General features: G+C 68.5%; 18 protein-coding genes. 8 read left to right on the top strand and 10 right to left on the bottom strand.

Features of this window, described 5'->3' with window-relative positions; all coding sequences use genetic code 11:
- Positions 1–37 precede the first annotated feature (37 nt).
- Together FHP25_RS26260 and FHP25_RS26255 are read left to right on the top strand one after the other, a co-directional pair.
- Positions 38–937, top strand: coding sequence for a hypothetical protein (locus FHP25_RS26260; RefSeq protein ID WP_147849944.1), 900 nt, complete (start codon positions 38–40; stop codon positions 935–937).
- Between the two features lie 12 nt (positions 938–949).
- Positions 950–1,246 carry a PqqD family protein gene (locus tag FHP25_RS26255; RefSeq protein ID WP_147849943.1) on the top strand — a complete coding sequence of 99 codons (297 nt, stop codon included), beginning with the start codon at positions 950–952 and terminating at the stop codon, positions 1,244–1,246.
- A gap of 213 nt (positions 1,247–1,459) precedes the next feature.
- Here the strand turns inward: FHP25_RS26255 and FHP25_RS26250 are convergent, their stop codons facing one another.
- The 6 genes from FHP25_RS26250 to FHP25_RS26225 are packed head-to-tail and all read right to left on the bottom strand — an operon-like array spanning position 1,460 to position 7,441.
- Positions 1,460–2,551, bottom strand: coding sequence for an LLM class flavin-dependent oxidoreductase (locus FHP25_RS26250; RefSeq protein ID WP_147849942.1), 1,092 nt, complete (start codon positions 2,549–2,551; stop codon positions 1,460–1,462).
- A 15-nt stretch (positions 2,552–2,566) separates the two neighbouring features.
- Entirely contained in the window at positions 2,567–3,715 is a 1,149-nt protein-coding gene (locus tag FHP25_RS26245; RefSeq protein ID WP_147849941.1) for an acyl-CoA dehydrogenase family protein, read from the bottom strand.
- Between the two features lie 24 nt (positions 3,716–3,739).
- On the bottom strand, positions 3,740–4,519 hold the full coding sequence (locus tag FHP25_RS26240; protein WP_218578611.1) for an ATP-binding cassette domain-containing protein: 780 nt from the start codon (positions 4,517–4,519) through the stop codon (positions 3,740–3,742).
- A gap of 8 nt (positions 4,520–4,527) precedes the next feature.
- Positions 4,528–5,307 carry an ABC transporter permease subunit gene (locus tag FHP25_RS26235; protein ID WP_147849939.1) on the bottom strand — a complete coding sequence of 260 codons (780 nt, stop codon included), beginning with the start codon at positions 5,305–5,307 and terminating at the stop codon, positions 4,528–4,530.
- On the bottom strand, positions 5,304–6,464 hold the full coding sequence (gene ssuD, locus FHP25_RS26230; protein WP_147849938.1) for an FMNH2-dependent alkanesulfonate monooxygenase: 1,161 nt from the start codon (positions 6,462–6,464) through the stop codon (positions 5,304–5,306). The genes FHP25_RS26235 and ssuD overlap by 4 nt, the downstream gene beginning before the upstream one ends.
- A gap of 35 nt (positions 6,465–6,499) precedes the next feature.
- Entirely contained in the window at positions 6,500–7,441 is a 942-nt protein-coding gene (locus tag FHP25_RS26225; protein WP_147849937.1) for a sulfonate ABC transporter substrate-binding protein, read from the bottom strand.
- Positions 7,442–7,850: 409 nt separating this feature from the next.
- On the opposite strand from FHP25_RS26225, the gene FHP25_RS26220 reads away from it, so the two are divergent.
- Positions 7,851–8,642: an APH(3')-II family aminoglycoside O-phosphotransferase gene (locus FHP25_RS26220; protein WP_147849977.1), complete on the top strand. Its 792-nt coding sequence runs from the start codon at positions 7,851–7,853 to the stop codon at positions 8,640–8,642.
- Positions 8,643–8,786: 144 nt separating this feature from the next.
- Here the strand turns inward: FHP25_RS26220 and FHP25_RS26215 are convergent, their stop codons facing one another.
- On the bottom strand, positions 8,787–9,911 hold the full coding sequence (locus FHP25_RS26215; protein ID WP_147849936.1) for a nucleotidyltransferase family protein: 1,125 nt from the start codon (positions 9,909–9,911) through the stop codon (positions 8,787–8,789).
- Between the two features lie 138 nt (positions 9,912–10,049).
- Here FHP25_RS26215 and FHP25_RS26210 point away from each other — a divergent pair, with 138 nt between their 5' ends.
- The 3 genes from FHP25_RS26210 (at position 10,050) to FHP25_RS26200 (ending at position 13,978) form a co-directional block, all read left to right on the top strand.
- On the top strand, positions 10,050–11,942 hold the full coding sequence (locus FHP25_RS26210) for an O-antigen ligase family protein (protein WP_178133793.1): 1,893 nt from the start codon (positions 10,050–10,052) through the stop codon (positions 11,940–11,942).
- Between the two features lie 59 nt (positions 11,943–12,001).
- Positions 12,002–13,090, top strand: coding sequence for a mandelate racemase/muconate lactonizing enzyme family protein (locus tag FHP25_RS26205; protein ID WP_147849934.1), 1,089 nt, complete (start codon positions 12,002–12,004; stop codon positions 13,088–13,090).
- A 111-nt stretch (positions 13,091–13,201) separates the two neighbouring features.
- Positions 13,202–13,978, top strand: a complete 777-nt coding sequence (locus tag FHP25_RS26200) for an IclR family transcriptional regulator (RefSeq protein ID WP_147849933.1) — start codon at positions 13,202–13,204, stop codon at positions 13,976–13,978.
- 25 nt (positions 13,979–14,003) lie between these two features.
- On the opposite strand, the gene FHP25_RS26195 is transcribed toward FHP25_RS26200, so the two are convergent.
- The 3 genes from FHP25_RS26195 to FHP25_RS26185 are packed head-to-tail and all read right to left on the bottom strand — an operon-like array spanning position 14,004 to position 16,747.
- A complete protein-coding gene (locus FHP25_RS26195; protein ID WP_147849932.1) occupies positions 14,004–15,278 on the bottom strand; it encodes a TRAP transporter large permease in 1,275 nt (424 codons plus the stop codon).
- A gap of 6 nt (positions 15,279–15,284) precedes the next feature.
- Positions 15,285–15,827 (bottom strand): TRAP transporter small permease subunit, encoded by a 543-nt coding sequence (locus FHP25_RS26190; RefSeq protein WP_147849931.1) that lies wholly within the window; start codon positions 15,825–15,827, stop codon positions 15,285–15,287.
- Positions 15,824–16,747, bottom strand: coding sequence for a TRAP transporter substrate-binding protein (locus tag FHP25_RS26185; RefSeq protein WP_178133792.1), 924 nt, complete (start codon positions 16,745–16,747; stop codon positions 15,824–15,826). The genes FHP25_RS26190 and FHP25_RS26185 overlap by 4 nt, the downstream gene beginning before the upstream one ends.
- Before the next feature lie 412 nt (positions 16,748–17,159).
- On the opposite strand from FHP25_RS26185, the gene FHP25_RS26180 reads away from it, so the two are divergent.
- Together FHP25_RS26180 and FHP25_RS26175 are read left to right on the top strand one after the other, a co-directional pair.
- Positions 17,160–18,875, top strand: a complete 1,716-nt coding sequence (locus tag FHP25_RS26180) for an N-acyl-D-amino-acid deacylase family protein (protein WP_147849976.1) — start codon at positions 17,160–17,162, stop codon at positions 18,873–18,875.
- Entirely contained in the window at positions 18,875–20,158 is a 1,284-nt protein-coding gene (locus FHP25_RS26175; RefSeq protein WP_218578607.1) for a CaiB/BaiF CoA transferase family protein, read from the top strand. The genes FHP25_RS26180 and FHP25_RS26175 overlap by 1 nt, the downstream gene beginning before the upstream one ends.
- Positions 20,159–20,176: the final 18 nt, after the last annotated feature.

Genomic DNA, 20,176 nt, shown 5'->3' with positions numbered 1-20,176 from the left:
GCGCAGGGATGTCCGCCAGCCACCCGGGGGATACCACATGAGCACGATGTACCGCTTTGCCGGCCTCGACGACCGGCCGATCCGGGTGGCCAGCGACGCGCCGTTGATCGATTTCACGGCCCGCTTCTTCGGCCTGTGGCCGTTCGACGAGGAAGGCACGGCGATCGCCGACCTCGCCGACATTACCATCGAGGCCGTCGACGGCGGCTTCCGCCTGCGCCACGGGGCGCTGGAAGGCGGCGCGCAGGAGGTGCCCGACGCCGCCGAGGCGGCCAACCAGCTTGTCGGCCTGCTGGCGGCCGAGCAGCTGGCACGGCGCAGCGACCTGATCGGCCTGCATGCCGGCGCCGCCGCCGGTCCCGGCGGCCTGATCCTGTTCGTGGGCGACTCGCTGTGCGGCAAGAGCACGCTGGCGCTGCAGCTCGCGCGCCGCGGCGCGCGCTTCTTCGGCGACGACCGCCTGCTGGTGGCGCCCGCCGGCACCGACAACAGCGACGTGCCGACCGGCATTGGCCTGGGCCTGACGCCGCGCATGCGCCTGCCCATCCACGAAGGCGCCGGTGGCGCGTTGGCGGCCTTCGTCGCTGCCAATTCCGTGGTCGAGCACATGGACTGGCAGGGCAATCCCATCATTGCCTATATCGACCTCGAGCTCGACACTTTCGACGCGGCGCCGTTCGGCACCACGCTGCCAGTGGCCGCCCTGGTCCTGCCGCATCGCCGTGACGATGATCCCGACGCGCTGGAGCTCGAGCTGGGCTCGAAGGGCGATGCGGCGCTGGCCGTGGTGCGCCAGTCGACCGCGCCGGGGATGGACGCCAGGGGCCATGTCGCCGCGGCGGCGCTGATCGCCGGCAGCGTGCCATGCCTGCGCCTGGTCTATGGCTCGAGCGCCGCTGCCGCCGATCTGCTCGCCGAACGCTTCGGCATCTCGTGATGCCGGCTTGACGTGCCGCATGCCGTCGCCGACAAGACGCGCATGAATCGCCTGCGCCGCCGCCCCGACATCGCCATCACCGCCCTCGACGGCGGCACCTTCCTGATCGACGGGCGCACGCAGGCGATCTTCCATCTCGATGCGCTGGGTGGCGGCGTCTGGACGGCGCTGGCCGAGCCGGCCACGCGCGACGAGCTGGCCGCGGTGCTGGCCGAGGCCTTCCCCGACACACCGCGCGACACGATCGCGCACGACCTCGATGCGCTGCTCGCCGAGCTCGACGCGCGCGACCTGCTGGAGCGGGTTTGATCCTTCCCTCCCCCACACGCGAGTCGCGATTGTCATCCCGAGCGCAGCGAGGGATCTCCTGCGAATGGCGCACTGTGCGCTCTGCCGCAGGAGATCCCTCGCTGCGCTCAGGATGACAGGTGTGTCGCCAACCAGTGATTCCGAGTACTACGCTCAGGACGACAGCGGGGTCGTTCTGCGAGATGTGTCCAGCAGCTTCGCTGGAGCAGATTTTCAGCCCACCCTGGCGGGCCGTTCGCCATCGCGCCGTGCGACGAGCTCGCGCGTCAGCGGCACCAGCACCCGGCCGTAGTCGGCCGCGTCCTCCAGTGGATCGAAGCCACGGATCAGGAACGTGGTCACGCCCAGGTCGTAGTAGTCGAGCAGCGCCGCCGCGACCTGCTCGGGCGTGCCGACCAGGGCCGTGCTGTTGGAGCGCGCGCCGGTCTCGCGTGCGATCGCGGTCCACAGGCGCTGATCGACACGGTCGCCCTGCGCCGCTGCCGCCAGCAGGCGGCGCGCGCCTTCGCTCTGCCTGGGATCGCCGGCGCCCAGGCCCTGCGCGGCGCGCAAACGCCGCGTCTCTTGAAGAATATGGTCGGCACGCGCCCAGGCAGCTTCCTCGGTGTCGGCCAGGATGGGCCGGAACGACACGCTGAAGCGCAGCCGCCGCCCATGCCTTGCCGCTTCGGCGCGCACACGGGCGATCGTGTCGCGCACCTGGGCGTGGGTCTCACCCCATAGGGCATAGACATCGGCGTGCCGGCCCGCCACCTTGATGGCCGCCTCGGACGATCCGCCAAAATAGATCGGCAGGTGCGGCTTCTGCAGCGGCTTGACCTCGGAGAAGCCGCCGACGAAGCGATAGTGCGGGCCCTCGTGGTCGATCGGCGCATCGGCGGTCCAGATGCGCCGCAGGATGGCGACATACTCGTCGGTGCGAGCATAGCGCGCGTCGTGGTCCAGGAAATCACCATCCCGGCGCTGCTCGGCATCGTCGCCGCCGGAGATGATATGCACCGCCAGCCTGCCGCCGGTGAAATGATCCAGCGTCGCCAGCTTGCGCGCCGCCAGGGTCGGTTCGACGAAACCCGGGCGATGCGCGAGCATGAAGCCGATCCGCTCGGTGACCGACGCGGCATAGGAGGTCACCAGGAAAGCGTCGGGCCCGGTCGAGGCGTGCGCGACGAGGATGCGGTCGAAGCCCGAGCGCTCATGCGCCTGGGCGAAGGCGCGGATGTAGTCCCGATCGATCACGGGCCCTTGCGGCGCGTGGGTCTCGGAGACCTTGCGGGTGGCGATCATGCCGATGAACTCAACGCTCATGGATAGCTCCTCGGCTCAGGCGGCCTGCACGCCCAGGGCGTCGCGGCCGGCGGCGATCAGGATCGAATCGTCCTGCGGCGTGTGCACCCGGCTGCACAGGACATTGCGGTGATGGCGCTCCAGCGGATGACGCCGGCTGAGCCCATGATTGCCGGTCAGCGACAGCGCCTTCTCCACGACGGCGATGGCGTTGCCGCTCGCCACATGCTTCACCAGGCCCGCCTCTGCGGCCGGCAGCGGCACCGGATCCTGGTCGACGCGTCGGGCGCTGTCGGCGATCAGCCGGCGGTTCACCAGCAGCCGCGCCTCGATGTCGCCCACCGCTTCCTGGAATCGCGGCAGCGTCGCCAGCGACGCGCCCAGGTTGCTCGGCACGCGGTCGTTGAGCCAGCCGACCAGCCAATCGCGCGCGGCCCGGGCGATGCCGTCGTAGACGGCCGCGATCAGCACCGTGTTCCAGGCTGCCTGCTGCGGATCGATGGTCCATTCGTGCGGCGACCTGACGTCGACCGCGTGATCAGCAGGCACGGCGACATCCTGCAGCACGACGTCATGGCTGCACGTGGCGCGCATGCCGACATGGTCCCAGGTCTCGACCACGCCGACACCAGGCGCGTCGGCCGGCACCAGCCATGATCCGACCTTCACCTGCCCGTCGATGTCGGCGCGCGCCCATACCAGCAGCCAGCGCAAGGCGGGGATGCCTGTCGCGTAGATCTTGTGGCCCGAGATGCGCCAGGCATCGCCATCGCGGCGGGCGACAGTTTCGGGCAACCCACCGCGGGCCGGGGAGCCCAGCACCGGCTCGACCCGCAATGCGTTGATCAGTCCACCGTCGCTGAAGACGCGCGATCGCGCGCTGGGCGGCCACAGGGACAAGCGGCCGATCGCAGCATGCGAGATATACTGCATCGACAGCACCAACGCCGTCGACGGATCGCCCTCGGCGATCGCGCCGACGACCTTCGCGGCCGCCGACAGGCCACGCCCGCCGCCGCCGAATTCACGCGGCGCGATCAGCGTCAGGAGCCCCGCCGCCCGCAGCCGGTCGATGTTCTCGTGCGCGAAGCTGCCGGCACGGTCATGCGCGTCGGCATGGCCGGCGAATTCGCGTGCGATCTCGGCGAGCAGCGACGTATCGACGGGCGAGGTCATCACGGTCATCGCGACAGCTCCGGCGGCGCGTGATCAAGCGGCGCGGCTCGACGGCGCCGCCGCATCGTCATCGCCGAGCAGGTGGTCGAGGATACGGCCCTCGAGCGCCGCCAGATGCGGATCGCCATGACGGCGCGGCCGCGGCGCATCGACATCGAGGTCAAGCGCGATGCGGCCGTCCTCGATGACCAGGACCCGGTCGGCCAACGCGACGGCCTCGGCAACGTCGTGCGTGACGAGGATGGCGGTGAAGCCCTGATCGCGCCACACCGTCTCGATGAGACGCTGCATCTCGATGCGGGTGAGCGCGTCGAGCGCGCCCAGCGGCTCGTCGAATGCCAGCAGGCGCGGCCGGCTGACCAGCGCACGGGCCAGGGCCACACGCTGCTTCTGGCCGCCGGACAGCACCGCGGGCCAGTCGCCGGCGCGATCGCCCAGGCCGACCTCATGCAGCGCCTGCTGCGCCAGCGCGCGACGCTGATCGGCGTCGCCGCGCGGGTCCAGGCCGACCGCGACATTGGCCAGCACGCGCGCCCAGGGCAGCAGCCGCGGCTCCTGGAACATGATGCGCGTCGTCGTGCCGATATCGGCCGCATCATCGAGGACGATCCGGCCGGCGCTGGGCTTGTCCAGCCCCACGACCAGGCGCAGCAAGGTGCTCTTGCCGCAGCCGCTGCGGCCGACAATGGCGACGAACTGCCCGGCCGGCACATGCAGGTCGAGATGGTCGAGCACCGTCTTGCTGCCGAAGGAGCGGCCGACGCCGTAAGCCGTGACGCCGCGTCCCGCGCGGTCCTTGTCCGTTGCGATCATCGTCCACCTCATGCGGTCTGGAATGCGGGATGCCACTGCAGCGACAGGCGCTCGAGCTGGCGCGCCACGCTGTCGGCCAGCTTGCCCAGCAGGGCGTAGATCACGATCGACAGCACCACCACGTCGACTTGCAGGAACTCACGCGCCTGCATGGCCATGTAGCCGATGCCCGACGAGGCCGAGATCGTCTCCGCCACGATCAGGGTCAGCCACATGATGCCGAGCCCGTAGCGCAGGCCGACGAACACCGACGGCAATGCCGCCGGCAGGATGACATGCCGGAACAAGGCCCAGCGCCCCATGCCATAGGCGCGGCCCATCTCGACGAGCTGCGGATCGACGCTGCGGATGCCCAGCAGCGTGTTGATGTACATCGGGAAGAACACGCCGAGCGCGACCAGGAAGAGCTTGGCCTGCTCCTCGATGCCGAACCACAGGATCACCAGCGGGATCAGCGCCAGGTGCGGCACATTGCGCACCATCTGCAGCGTGGTGTCGGTGAGCTTCTCGCTCAGCGACGACAGGCCGTTGGCAAGGCCCAGCGCCAGGCCGATGCCGCCGCCGACCACGAAGCCTGATATGGCGCGCAGACCGCTGACACCGATATTGGCCGTCAGCTCGCCCGAGCGCAGCAGCCGCCACGCGGCCGCTAGCACATCCGACGGCGCCGGCAGCACGGTGGCCGGCAGGCCGCCCAGCCGCGACGCCGCCTCCCAGACCACGACCAGGGCCAAGGGCAGGATCCAGCCCGCGCCGTTGCGCGGAACCAGGCCGGCGATCCGGCTCATGACGCCGCAGCCTGGAGACGTGGCGCGGCGTGCGAGCCGACCGCGAATTCGTTGGTGACGACGCCGCTGACCGACGGGCGCCGACCTTGATGGCCCAGCGCCGGGAACAGCAGCTCGGCCACGCGATAGGCTTCCTCGAGATGCGGGTAGCCCGAGCCGATGATCGTATCCACGCCGACGGCCTGGTATTCCCGCAGGCGTGCCGCGACGGTCGCGGGATCGCCGACCAGCGCCGTGCCGGCGCCGCCGCGCACCAGGCCGATGCCGGCCCATAGGTTGGGCGCGACCTCCAGCCGGTCACGCCGTCCGCCGTGCAGCGCCGCCATGCGATGCTGCCCGACCGAATCCATCTCCTCGCGGAAGCGGCGCTGCGCGTGCGCGATCTGGGCGTCGGTCACGCGGCTGATCAGACGATCGGCTGCCGCCCATGCCTCGGCCTCGGTCTCGCGCACGATGAAGTGCAGCCGGATGCCGAAGCGCAACGTGCGGCCGCGCGCCGCGGCACGGGCGCGCGCCGCCGCGATCTTCTCGGCCACCTGGGCCACCGGCTCGCCCCAGGTGAGATAGAGGTCGACCTGCTCGGCCGCGAGCTCCTGGCCGGCATCGGAGGAGCCGCCGAAATAGAGCGGCGGATAGGGACGCTGCACGGGCGGAAAGTCGAGCCGGCTGCCGCGCACGCGATAGTATCTGCCGTCGACGTCGACGGTCTCGCCCGACAGCAGCTTGCGCCAGATCGCAAGGAACTCGCCGGCCTGCGCGTAGCGCTCGTCATGCGGCAGGAAGACGCCATCGCCGGCGAGCTCGGCGGGGTTGCCGCCCACCACCACGTTGAGCAGCAGCCGGCCGCCGCTCATCCGGTCGAGCGCCGCCGTCTGGCGCGCGGCGAAGGTGGGCGAAACGACCCCCGGCCGCAGCGCGACCAGGAACTTCAGATGCTGTGTCGCCGTCGCCAGGCCGGCCGCGGTGATCCACGAATCCTCGCAGCTCTGGCCAGTCGGCAGCAGCACGCCGCCATAGCCGAGCTGGTCGACGGCGGTCGCGACCTGCCGGAAATAGGCGAAGTCGGCCGGCCGCTGGCGGTGCTCGGCGCCGAGATAGGCGCCATCGCCATGCGTGGGAATGAACCAGAAGAAGTCGAGCGGGGACTGAACGGTCATGGGAATCACCTTGGAACGCATGTGCGGCAGACGGCTCAGCTTCCGGACGGCCGCCAGACGGCGTCGCGCACGGTGATCGCCCTGGGGATCAGGCCAAGCTTCACGAACGTGTCCGCGATCGCCTGCTGCTGCGCGATCACCGCATCGCTGACGGGGCCGAAATTGATCCTGGCGCGGTTGACCGCGGCCTGCTGCGCCTCCAGCTCGACGCCGGTGACCTCCGATATCGCGGCCGCCAGCTTGTCGCGATTCTTGTCCGCCCACTGGGTGGCCTTGGCCAGCTCGTCGAGCACGGCGCGCAGAGCCTCGGGGTGGCGCTTCGCGAAATCGCGATTGGCGAGATAGAACGAGTTGCTGCCGTCCACATCCTTGGTCGTCGCCAGGGTGCGTGCCTTCTGTCGCTTCTCGGCAATCGCGTAGTATGGATCCCAGATCGTCCAGGCATCGATGCTGCCGCGTGCGAACGCTGCCGCCGCATCGGCCGGCGTCAAGTACACCGGCGTGATATCGGCATAGGTGAGACCGGCCTTGGCCAGAACCTGGACAGTCAGGTTGTGCGAGCTCGAGCCGCGGGCGAAGGCGACCTTCCTGCCCTTCAGGTCGGCCAGCGACCTGATCGGCGAGGCCGCTGGCACAATCAGGGCAGACTCCGACGCCGGCGTGGCAGCGACATAGACGACATTGGCGCCGGCGGCCTGGGCGAAGATCGGCGGCGTGTCGCCGACGGTGCCGAGATCGATCGATCCCACGCCCAGTGCTTCCAGCAGCGGCGGTCCGTATTGGAACTCGATCCACTTGACGGAAGCGACGCCCAGCGTCTTGAAGCGGGCTTCGATCGTCTTCTGCTGCTTCACCACCGCCAGCAGCCCACCCTTCTGGTAGCCGATGCGGAATTCCTTCAGGTCCTGGGCCGCGGCCGTGCCGCTGAGCGCGAGCGCGCCGAGGGCGGCGCCGAGCAGGAGTCGTCGAGTGGTCATGATGCGGATTTCCTTGCAGAGGGGCGCGCGACGCGGGGCCGAAGGGCCCGTGCGATCACGTCAGAAAGCGCGCTGTGCCTAAGAGAATGCTGGAGGGGACGGGGTTTCCGTCAGCTCACATGATCCAACATCGCCTTGCGCGCATCGTGTCACCGCCCTCGTGGAGCCGGGACTATGGCGGCGCGTGGGGCCGCGAAAAAGCAACTTTTCCTGAAGCCCGCTGTTAGATTTCATGAGCCCGCGACACAGACGGCGCGTTGGGGACGCAATCGATGGAGCTGAGATGCAGCCTGGCCTTCACGCCCAAGGGCAAGGCATCGCGAGCCGTCCGCGACACCGCGGCGCTGATCCCTGCCGTGATCGAGCGCCTGCTTCGGAACCGCCCGTGGCGCGGCGGACGACGGGCGGCATGACCTCGTCTCGCCCTCCCCTGACGACGCCGCGTGCATGGCAGTCGGATCTGCAAGGCTATGCCTGGCACCGGCAGACCATCGGCCATTCCGACGCGCTGGTGTTTCGCCTCGAAGCGGAAGGACGCCCGACGCTGTTCGCGAAGACCGAGCCCGCCGGCCCGTTCAGCGAGCTGCCCGGGGAGGCTGCCCGGCTGCGCTGGCTGGCGAGCCGGCATGTCGCTGCCGCCCGAGTGCTGGCAGAAGCCCTCGATGAGGGCCGCAGCTGGCTGCTGACGACGGCCGTGCCGGGTCGCGACCTTGCCTCCTCGGCTCAGCTGGAGCCGAGCCGGATCGTCGCGCTGGCTGCCGGCGCGCTGCGCGATCTGCACCGGATCGACATTGCGACCTGCCCGTTTGACCACCGCCTGCAGCAGCGGATCGCCCAGGCACGGGCCCGCGTCGCCGCCGGCGTCGTCGACGAAAGCGATTTCGACGACGAGCGCCTGGGCCGCACCGCGTCGGACCTTGTCGAAGAGCTCACAGCACGGCGGCCGCAAGGGGAAGATCTCGCGGTCACGCATGGCGACGCATGCCTGCCCAATCTGCTGGTGGATGCCGGCCTGTTCACCGGATTCATCGATTGCGGACGGCTGGGCGTCGCGGACCGCCATCAGGACCTGGCGCTGGCTTGCTGGAGCATCCGCTACAATCTCGGCGAAGAATGGACCGAGCCGTTCCTGCGCCACTACGGCGGCGCCATCGATCGCGGCAAGCTGGACTTCTACCGGCTGCTCGACGAGTTCTTCTGACGATAGTGGTATCGCGTTTCGCGATATGTCGTACCACGCAACGCTGTTCGGCGCCGGCGCGCCCGCCTTCCACAATGACGGTGGCGATATCGAGGCGACGACCATGCTGGCCCAGCACGGCCTGCTACGCCCCGACCGCCTGAATCAGGCAAGCCCGCGCGCACGGGCCTCCGGCGGAACCCCGTCCGCCGGCCGTACCAGGCCCTTCACGCGCCACCAGTTGAAACGCGCGAAGGTCGCGGGCGTCTGGGCCAGGGTCAGATCCCGCCACAGCAGGTCGCCGCCCGAGAGCTCGCCGGCGAACACGCTGCGCCAGTCGGCCACGATGCGCCGCCATGTCCGGCCGGCGAGCCCACGGGGCGCCATCACGGTGCGCGGCACCAGCGCGGCCGGCAGGCCCAGCGCCGTCAGCAGCGCGAGCAGCGCATCCAGCGGCCGGCGCAGGCGGGCGCGCGCGGCACGATCTTCGATCTCGCGCCAGTCCAACGCCTGGCCATGGCGCACGAGGAGGCGGGCCACGTCGATCGCCTTGGACATGCACCGCCAGTCGAAGCGGTCCTTGGCGATGTTCGAGAGGCAGATCAGCAGCACATGCTCGTCGCAGGGCATGCGGACCACGCCATCCGCAATGGTGAGCGTCCTGGCGCCGGCGCGAACATCGTCGGCCGCCAGCCCCAGCGGCAGGGGCCAGGCATCGGGCTGGACATGAAGGTCGATATTGGTGACGCCGTCAGGGGAATGGAAGGGCACGTAGCTGGCGTCGGACACGAAGCCCCAGCGCGTGCGCCGCGCGCTGCCGAAGCGGTAGCCCAGCGGCGTGAACACGTCGATGGCGGCGCCGATCTCGGCGCGCGGCAGCAGCACGTCGAGATCGCCCAGCACGCGCGGCGTCGGCGTATCATAGATCCGATGCGCGTTGGCCAGGCCCTTGAGAACGATCGGGTGCAGCCCAGCCTCGGTCATGCGCCGCAAGGCCGTGACCTGGGCCGCCAGCGTCAGCCTGGAGAGCAGCACCGACGCTGCCGCTGCCGCCGGGTCGATCACCGGCCCGCCCAGCAACGGCGTCAGCGGCGCCAGCAGGGACGCCGCCCAGCCGGCCGAGCAGCGCGCCGTCAGCCGCCGGGCCAGCATCCGCACCATGTCCGCGGTCGGCGGGTCGACGGCCTCCGCGTCCACGGCGCCGGTCAGCACCGTGCGCCACAGCAGCAGGGACGCGGCGTCCGGCGACAGCGGCTCACGCGCTGAGGCGACATCGATGCGGGCCGGCATCCCCCTTCCACCCCTACCTGAGCACGCTTCCGGGTCTCGTGACGGTTTATGCTCAATTATGGCAACGTATCATAGGCATATGCTAAGGTGGAATATCAGCAACCACCGCGGCCAAGCCGCGGGATGCGCTTGTCCGACATGTCCTCATTGATCTTCTGGGCCCTGCTGGCCGTCGTCTGCCTGTCGCCGCTGCCGTTGGCATCGAACCGTCCCCTGCCCTGGAGCGCGCTGTCGCTTGCCGTCGGGCTGCTGCTGCTGCTCTGGGGCGTCAGCCGCCTCTACGAGGCGCTGCTGCCGGGAACGGCGCCCGCCGTCGCCGACGACAGCACGCGCACGCCGCGCGGCAAGCGCCGCCCCTCGCATGCCCGGCTGATCGATCGGCATGCCGCGCTGCTGGCCACAGGCTTCGTGATCCTCATCGCCTGGTACTGGGTGCAGAGCTCACCCGAGCTGGGTGGCGCCTGGGCTCACGTCGCCTGGGCCCAGGCGGCCGCGGCGCTGGGCGAGAAGCTGACGGGAACCATCAGCCTCGATCCCGCTGCCAGCCGGACAATGATCATGAAGATCGTCGCCTATGGCGGGGTCTTCCTGCTGGCATTGGAGCTGGGACGGGATCGGCGGCGGGCATGGCTGGGATTCTGGGCCATCTGCCTGGCCGGCTTCGCCTACGCCTTCTACGGCCTGTTCATTCATTTCGCCGGTGATCGCAGCATCCTGTGGTTCGACAAGGAAGCCTACCCCGACAGCGTCACCGCCACCTTCGTCAACCGCAATGCCTACGCGACCTATGCCGGCATTGCGGTGCTTGTCGGCCTCGTGCCGCTGATGACGGAGCTGCAGCGCTTCACCCGCCGCCGACAGACGGCGCAGCGCTTCCTGCTCATGCTCTCCGAGCAGGCATCGGCATCGCTGTACATTGCGATCGCCGCCATCCTCACGGGACTGGTCGCCGTCACTCTCACGGGCTCACGTGCCGGCGTGGCCAGCCTGGTGCTGGCCCTGGCCGTGTTTGCCGTGGGCCTGCTGGTCGCGCGTGAGATCAGGCCGCGCACGTTCCTGATCGGCGCGCTGCTCGCCGGCGCCGCCGTCGCCGGCATCCTGATGTTGAGCGGCGATTTCCTGGCCAAGCGCCTGATGACAACAGATCAGGGCCCCGAGGCCCGGGCGGCCGTGTTCAGCACCGCCGTCGCCGCGGTGACGGCACATCCATGGGTGGGGCAGGGCCTGGGCAGCTTCGGCACCGCCTTCAACCTCGCCAATGACGGGAACGCGGTCTTCGACAACTATGTCGACCTGGCGCACAACACCTATGTCGAGCTTGCGGTCGAAGGCGGCCTTCCCGCCTTGGCGCTCAGCCTGGTGCTGATCGGCGCCAGCGTCGGCCTGTGCCTCGCCAGCATGCTCTTCCGGGCCCGCGCGGCCATCACCTCGATCGTGGCCGTCGCGATCGCTGCCCAGGTCGGCGCGCATTCGGCGGTCGATTTCGGCATCCAGATGCCGGCCGTCGCGGTGACGTTCATGCTGCTGATGGGCCTGGCGGCCGCGCAGGCGTTGGCTGTCGAGGTCGTCGAGCCGCAGCGGTTCGGCAAGCGACGGCCGGCGCGTCGAGGTCGCGACCGGCCGCTCAGCGCTGACGAGCCGGTCACGCCGCCCCACGAGCTCGAGGTGCCGTGGCCGGTGCGCTCGACCAGGCCCGACCTGACCGCACCCGCGCGCATCACCGGGCCGACGACGCTGCAATCCCTGTCGCGGATGGCGCGCGGTGACGTGGCCGCGACGGCGCCGCCCGTCGAGGAGGCGGGCAACGCGCCGACACCTGCCGACGAGTACGAGACGGCAATGGCGCGGTGGCGCGCGCTGCGTCCGTCCGGGCACGCAGGCGCTCCGACGCCCGACGCCGAGGCTTCATCGACGCGCCCCGAGCCTGTCCCGCGCGTGCCAGGGCCGGCGGGAGGCGCCGTGCCTCAGGCCGGCGGCGAGCCGTCCGGCGCCAAGATCGTCAAGCTGCCGCCGCGGCCATCGCCGCCCTGATTGCGCGCTCATGCCCCGCCCTTCCCGCCGTGGGAAGAGGAGCCAGCCGGGAGAACGTCATGAAGATCACGCGTGTCGAGTCGATCCTGCTGGCGATCCCGTTCGAGGACCATGGCGGCATCTGGCGTGGCAGCGGCGATCGCAAGGCCTTCCAGACGCTGATGGTGCGCATCGACACCGACCAGGGCCTGAGCGGCTGGGGCGAGGTCTTCACCAAGAACGGCGAGCTGGCGCTCAAGGCGCTGTTCGACACGCATGTCGCGCCGGTGCTGCTCGGCCGCGACGCCACGCAAATCAGCGCCATCAAGCGGGAGCTGGAAAGGCTGCACCACAATTTCGGCCGCGTCGGCGTGATGGCTTTCTGCGTCTCGGCGGTCGACCTCGCATTGTGGGACATCCTCGGGCAGGCTGCCGGCCTGCCGCTGTATCGCCTGCTGGGCGGCGCCGGCCGCAACGAGATTCCGCTCTACGCCAGCCTGACCCGATACGGTGAGCCGCGCGCCGCCGCCGACACGGTCGAACGGGCAGTGAGGGAAGGCTACGGTGCCGTGAAGCTGCACGAGGTGCTGGTGGAGACAGTGCCGGCCGCGCGCGCCGCGGCCGGGCGCGAGATCGCGCTGATGCTCGACACCAACTGCCCGTGGTCGTTGGCCGAAGCCAGGTGCAACGCCCGGCGCCTGGAGCCCTACGACCTGATGTGGCTGGAGGAGCCGACCTGGCCGCCCGAGAACATGCACGCGCTGGCCGCGCTGCGGCGATCGACGACGATCCCGATCGCGGCCGGCGAGAACGCCGGCAGCCTGGCGGACTATCGGGTGATGCTCGAGGCCGGCGCCGTCGATTTCGTCCAGCCCGACATCGCCAAGGCGCACGGGCTGAGCGAGGCGCTGAAGATCGCCGCCCTGGCGGAAGCGCACGACGTGCAGTTCATGCCGCACTGCTTCATGATCGGCCCCGGCTACGTGCACACGCTGCACCTCGCCGCCGCGCTGGAGGTGCCGCTGCTGGAACGCTACTACGTCGAGCTCGCCGCCGAGCCGATGGGCGCGGCCGTGACGCCCGCCAACGGCCGGGTCTCGGTGCCGCAGGGCCCGGGTCTGGGCTGCGTGCCCGATCCGTATGCCGTCCGGCTGTATCGCGTCGGTTGAGCACATCGCTGTCGCAGAGGACGGGCGTGACGCGGCGTGGAAAGCGGTGCTATTGGACATCCACGGTATCGATGATCAACGATCACGAAAGATGGCCGCGACAACCCCATCATGAAAAAGCCCGTGCCGCCGCACGTCCCGGAAAACGAGCGCTCTGTCGTCAAGTCGGTTGGCCGCGTCTTCGAGGTCCTCGAAGCGTTCAACGACGTGCGCAAGCCGCTGGCCGCCATCGAAATCGCCAAGCGCCTGGACTATCCGCCGTCAAGCACCGCCGCGCTGCTCAAGAGCATGGTCCAGCTCGGATACCTCAGCTTCGAGCGCGCCGGCCGCACCTATTTTCCAACGGTGCGCATCGCCATCATATCAGAGTACTTGCATGGAGTGTTCTTCGGCAAAGGCAAGCTGATGGCGCTGATGGGCGACATGCATAGCCAGATCGGCGAGACCATCATCCTGGGAACCCGCAATGATCTCGACGTACAGTACGTGCACAGCATTCCGGGCATCTACCCGATCATGCTCAACGTTCCGCCCGGCACGCTGCGGCCACTGTGCGGATCCGGCATGGGCTGGGCGCTGCTCAGCGGCTACGACAATACTGAGATCCGCGCCATCGTCGATCGTGTCAACCGATCGGCCACCGACAAGCCTGTCGACGTCGACGATCTGCTCAGCATCGTCGAGGAGGTCCGCGTCATCGGCTACGCCCGCTCCTATGGAACGTATATCGCCGGCAGCGGCATCATCGCCATGGCGCTGCCGACAGCCTCCGCCGATCGGCCGGTGGTGGTCGGTGCCGGTGGGCCGGTCGACCGGCTACAGGCCCGTGAACGCGAGATCGTACGCCTGATGCGCAGCGCCATCGCCCGTCACCTGTCGCCGACCTGACCTCGCGACACGATGATTGGGCAGCCTACCGCATCGTGCCCGGCAGCCAGGTCGCTATGCCGGGAAAGAACGCAATCGCAAACATCATCCCGATCATCATGATCACGTAAGGAATGACGCTGATCGACATGCGGCCGATATGGACCTTGCCGACGCCCGACAGGGCATAGAGGTTGATCCCGAATGGCGGATGGATCTGCGCCACCTCGACAGCGAGCACGACGAACACGGCAAAAGCCAGCGGGTGCATGCCGATGGACTTTGCCAGCGGAAACATGATCGGCACGGAGACCAGAAGCATCGAGGTCGCCTCCAGGAAGGTGCCGAGCAGGATGTAGATCAGCACCATCAGCGTCACGACCGCGACGAAGCCCAGACCGGCCTGCGCCACGAGGTCCACCACCAGCTGCGGCAATCCGGTAAGGGTGAAGAACTCGGTCAACGCCTGCCCGAAGGCGATCATCATGAAGATCATGACGCTGGTGCGGGTCGCCCGCAGCGTGGCGTCCACGAAGTGGGCGCGTGTCAGCGTTCGAGTCCAAAGCCCGACGGCGATGACATAGACGACGGCTAACGCCGCGACCTCCGTCGCGGTGGCCAAGCCGCTGTAGATGCTGGCCAGCACACCCACCGGCAGCAGCAGGACCCATATCGCCTCACGCGTGACGGCGATCCGCTCCTTCCATGTGATCGGCTCGGGATCGGCCGCCACCTTGGAGAAGAACATGGTGTAGAGGGCCATCAGGGCCGCCAGCAGGACTCCCGGCAAGGCACCGGCGACGAAAAGCTGCGCGATCGATTGCTCGGTCAGCACGCCGAAGATGATCATCGCGATGCTGGGCGGAATGAGGATGCCCAGCGTCCCGCCGGCAGCGATCAGCGCCCCGCTGAAGGGCGGTTTGTATCCTCCCTTCACCAGCGCGGGAAAGGCAACGAGCCCGATGGTTACCGCCGTCGCCACCGACGAGCCGCATATTGCCGCGAAGATGGCGCAGGCCACGACCGTCGCGACACCGAGGCCGCCAGGGACACGGCCGACCCATACACGAGCGAACTTGAACAGCTTCTCGTTCAGTCCTGCCACTTCCATCAGCGTGCCGGCGTAGATGTAGAGCGGCACCGCGATCAGCAGGAAGTTGCCAAGGGTCTGGTAGATCGTGAGCGCGAGGTTGAGCAGTGGCGTATCGCTCTCTCCCAGCAGCATCACACCGGCGAGCGAGGCGGTGCCCATCGCACCGAAAATGGGCATGCCGGCAAGAATCAGAACGAAGAAGAACAGCAGGACGACCAGCGCCAGCATGTGCCGCTACTCCTGGCGTGTGGTGTGCGTCCGCAACTGCCGGACCAGCGCGATGACGCGTCCCGCCAGCGCCAGCGCCAGGATCGCAAAGCCGACGAGCAGAACGATCTGCGGCAGGATAAGCGGAACCTGCAGGATGGTGTAGGACCGCAGCCCGAAGCGCGCCGAGTTGGCGATCAGCGCCGCTATGCCCAGCACCAGCCCTGCGACGAGCAGCAGGACCACGCACCACGCCGCCAGCGACACCCAGCGGCGGACCTGGCCGCGCAAGGTGTCGACGAGCAGCGTCATGGCAAAATGCTCGTTGCGGCGCAGCGTGTCGGCGGCGCCAAGGACGGCGACCGCGATCAGCAGATACCCCGAAATCTCCGTGGCCCAGATGGTGGGATGGCCGATGAAGCGCGCGATGACGTCGTACGTGACGATCAGGGTGATCGCGATCAGGGCACAGCCGCCGGCAATGACACCGGCATCGCTGACCCGGTTCAGGAGCCTGAAGAAGCGGTTGTTCTCGTTGGTTTCCGGCGCGGCTTCCGGTTCGGCCGTCATTTGCCGTTTCCGGCCGCCAGGATGGGCGCCATGATCTCCTTGCTGAAGGTGGCGCCTTTCGCAAGCAAGGGATCGGTTGCCTGCTTCCAGGCGGCGAACTGGGGCATGGAGGAGTCGAGCATCGTGACATCCATGCCCTCCTGACGGTACTGATCGGCAAGGCCGGCACGGTCCTTGATTATCGCCGCGCGGGACGCGAGCTCCGCTTCACGGATGGCCTTGGCGATGATCTCGCGGTCTTTCGGGTTGAGGCCCATCCACCACTGCAGGTTGGCCGCGAAGCCCTGCATGCCCATGCCGGTGAAGGACCCCGGCACGATCGCGAACTTGCTGACCTCATAGACGCGCTGCGATTGGATCCCCTGGAAGCCGATGACAGCCGCGTCGATGGTGCCGTGCTGCAAGGCGGTGTACACCTCGCCAAACGGAATGGCGACAGGCGCGCCGCCGAGCTGCTTCACCAGCTCGGCCAATCCCTCGGAAGGCGCGCGCACGCGCAGCCCCTTCATGTCGTCAGGCCCGACGATCTTCTTCGATGACGCAATCGCAGGCGAGCCGATATCGGTCATCGCCAGCAACGTCGCGCCGCGTTCGCGAAACTGCTTGTCGAGGACTTCCTTGAACCCCCCGGGCATGTCGGACGCCTGGGCGCCGCTCTCCATCGTCATCGCGGTCGGCAGCGACAGGGCACCGACATCGCGGATGAGGCCCGTCCAGTTCAGGACCGTGATCCACCCGAACTTCACCTTCCCGGTCGGGATGGCGATGGGCATGTCGACGTCCTGCGCCAGTTGTCCGGCAGGGTAATGGCGCACGGTGATGCGTCCCCCCGCGTCGCGCTGCAATGCGGCCTCGAGGGCACCGAGGAAGCTCACGATGTTGACATGCGTGGGGCTGCCCCATGTCGCGAACGGCACCACGACCTTGCCCTGAGCCCGCGCGATCGACGGCGCCGCGATGGATGCGGCCGCCAGCGACAGCAAAAGCGGCCGCCGCCGCAACTGGATGAAACCAACCACTTTCTTCCTCCCTGACGGATGTGATGACCATTTCTTGTCAGTCGTTGCGCGAGGCTAGCGACCTGAAAGGCGCCGTCGCAACGTGGTATTGCGCACTCCTGTTATGCAATTTCGAAAAATAGAAATCACGCAGACCACCTCAGAACGCTGCCTGCAGGCGATTGACCCTCATCAGTCGCCATCTGCGTATAGATTTCCTTCTCGAGATCCATCTAAAATTCATATATATGAATGCATAGAACATATTCCCGTTTTGACATGGCAACCGGCCAACGACGGCGCCACAGTCATTGCAGGCACGACGGGAGGCATGATGTCGAACCATCGATTGATCATCCGAGGCGGCACCGTGGTCGACGGCACGGGCGCCGAGCCGCGCATCGCGGATGTCGAGATTGTCGACGGCCGGATCGCCTCGGTCGGAGCGGCCAGTGGACGCGGCGACGAGGAAGTCGACGCCCGCGGCCTGCTGGTGACGCCGGGCTTCGTCGACATCCACACGCACTATGACGGCCAGGTCACCTGGAGCCATCAGGTGACGCCCTCATCGGCGCATGGGGTCACGACCGCGCTGATGGGCAATTGCGGCGTCGGATTCGCGCCCTGCCGGCCGACCGAGCGCGACATGCTGATCCGGCTCATGGAAGGCGTCGAGGATATTCCCGGCGTGGTCCTCAACGAGGGCCTGCCTTGGAACTGGGAGTCCTTTCCCGATTTCCTCGACGCATTGTCGACGCGACGCTACGACATCGATGTCGCCGCCCAGGTACCGCACGCCGCGCTGAGGGTCTACGTCATGGGGGAGCGCGGCGCGAACCGCGAACCCGCCACTGCGGAAGACCGGCGGCTGATGGCGCGTCTGGCTGCTGAAGGCGTGCAGGCCGGCGCCATCGGCTTCTCGACCTCGCGCACGCTGGCCCACCGCACCAGCGACGGACAACCGACGCCAACCCTGAACGCGGCCGAGGCGGAGCTGATGGAGATCGCCGTTGCCATCGGCAAGACCGGCCGCGGCGTCCTGCAGGTCATCACCGATCATCCCGGCGACGATGGCGAGTTCGCGTTGCTGCGCCGGCTGGCCGAGAGCTCGGGCCGACCGATGTCAATCTCGCTGGCGCAGGCCGACCGAGCACCCGGCAAATGGCGGCGGGCCCTCGACCTGATCCGTCGTGCCGTCGACGACGGTCTCGAGATCCGGGCCCAGGTCTGCGGCCGGGCTGTCGGCCTGCTCTACGGCATCGAGCTGTCGATGAACCCGTTCTGCACGCATCCGTCGTGGGCCGCCATTGCCGACCTGCCGTTGGCCGGCAAGGTCGCCGCCTTGCGTGATCCGCAGATGCGCCGCCGCCTGCTCGACGAAGAGCCGGGCGATCCGGCGCTGCGAGACCGCCTGTTCAATTTCGAGAAGCTCTTCCCGCTTCGCGATCCGCCGGACTACGAGCCCGCGCCTGACGCGAGCATCGCGGCACTGGCGGCCCGTGCCGGGCGCCGGCCCGCGGACCTCGCCTATGACCTCCTGCTGGAGCGTGACGGCCGGGCGATTCTCTATCGCCCCCTCCTCAACTACGCGACCGGTGCTCTCGATGAATGCCGCGAGATGCTGCAGCACCGCGACACGATCATCGGCCTGGGCGACGGCGGCGCGCATTGCGGGATCATCTGCGATGCCAGCCTGCCCACGTTCATGTTGACGCATTGGACACGCGACCGTCGTCGAGGTCCGCGTTTGTCGCTGCCGGACGTCGTTCGAGCCCAGAGCCGTGACACGGCGCTCGCCGTCGGCCTGACCGATCGCGGCCTGATCGCGCCAGGCTACAAGGCCGACATCAACGTCATAGACCACGATCGCCTGCGGCTGCACGCGCCGGAGATCGTCTATGACCTGCCCAGCGGCGGCCGGCGGCTGATCCAGCGATCGGAAGGTTATCGTGCGACGATCGTGTCAGGCACCATCACGACACGCGACGATCAGCCGACCGGCGCCTTGCCGGGACGGCTCGTGCGCGGCGGCGCGGCGGTGGTGGCGTGATGTCGATGGCTTCGGCCCACGCCGCGCGCCGGCCCGAGCTGCCGGCCCATGACCCTCGGCCGCACGCTGCGCCCACGGCGCTGCCCGGCCCTTTGGTGATCGATTTCTCGCGTGTCGTCGCGGGGCCGATATGCACCCAGCTCCTCGCCGACCTCGGCGCACGTGTGATCAAGATCGAGAACCCAGCGGGGGGCGACGACATGCGGCACGTCCGCATGGCAGCGCTTGGCGGGGAAAGCGCAGCTTTCCTGGCGTTCAATCGCGGCAAGCGCAGCGTCGCGCTCGATCTGTCGCGGCCTGAGGGCCGCGATGTCGCGCTGGCGCTGGTTCGCCAGGCCGATGTCCTGGTCGAGAACTTCTCGACCGGTGTCATGGAGCGCCTCGGGCTGGGCTACGACGCGGTCGCCGCCTCAAATCCGCGCCTCGTCTATTGCTCGATCTCCGCCTACGGCCGCAGCGGGACATATGCCCGACGATCCGGCTACGATCCCGTCGTGCAGGCCGAAAGCGGGCTGATGTCCCTGAACGGCTTCGCCGACGGCCCGCCGGTGCGGATGGGACCACCGATGATCGACATATCGACCGGCATGATGGCCTGCAATGCGGTGCTCGCGGCCCTGCTGGCACGAGAGCATACGGGCCTTGGCCAGCATGCCGAGGTAGCCTTGTTCGACAACGCTGCTGCGATCAGCAGCATGTTCGGCATGAGCCACTTGATGAACGGCGAGACACCGACGCGCTTCGGACAGGCACCCGAGGGCGCAGCGCCGGTCGGCCTGTTCCAGGCCGCCGACGGTCCGTTCTACCTGACTTGTGTCAGCGACCGGCTGTACCGGCGCCTTGTCGTCGATGTGCTGGCACGGCCGGACCTTGCCGACGATCCGCGTTTTGCCACCAACCATGATCGCGCCACGCATCGCGCCGAGCTGCAGATCGCGCTGGATGGCATCTTTGCCACCCGCTCGCGCGCGGAATGGATGGCACGGCTGCAGGACGCCAACGTCCCTGCAGGTCCGGTGCGCACCGTCGCCGAGGCGTTCGCCAGCCCCGAGATGATTGCGCGCGGGATCGCCAGCGACATTCCGCACCCCTCCGCGGGCGCCATTCCGAACATCGCGCCGCCATTCCGCTTCTCGCGCACGCCGACGGCGGATCCCGTTGCCGCCCCCTTGCTGGGCCAGCACACGCGGACAGTCCTGGCGGAGCTTCTCGGCTATGACGAGGCGCGACTGAATGCACTTGCGGCCTGCGGCGTCTTCGGCAACACGACTCGCCAGGGATAGGATTGCGCGGTCGGCCTT

The sequence above is a fragment of the Vineibacter terrae genome (assembly GCF_008039615.1).
Taxonomy (GTDB): Bacteria; Pseudomonadota; Alphaproteobacteria; order Reyranellales; family Reyranellaceae; genus Vineibacter; species Vineibacter terrae.
The sequence above is the reverse complement of the archived record's forward strand: the minus strand, read 5'-3'. Positions and strand labels throughout refer to the sequence as shown.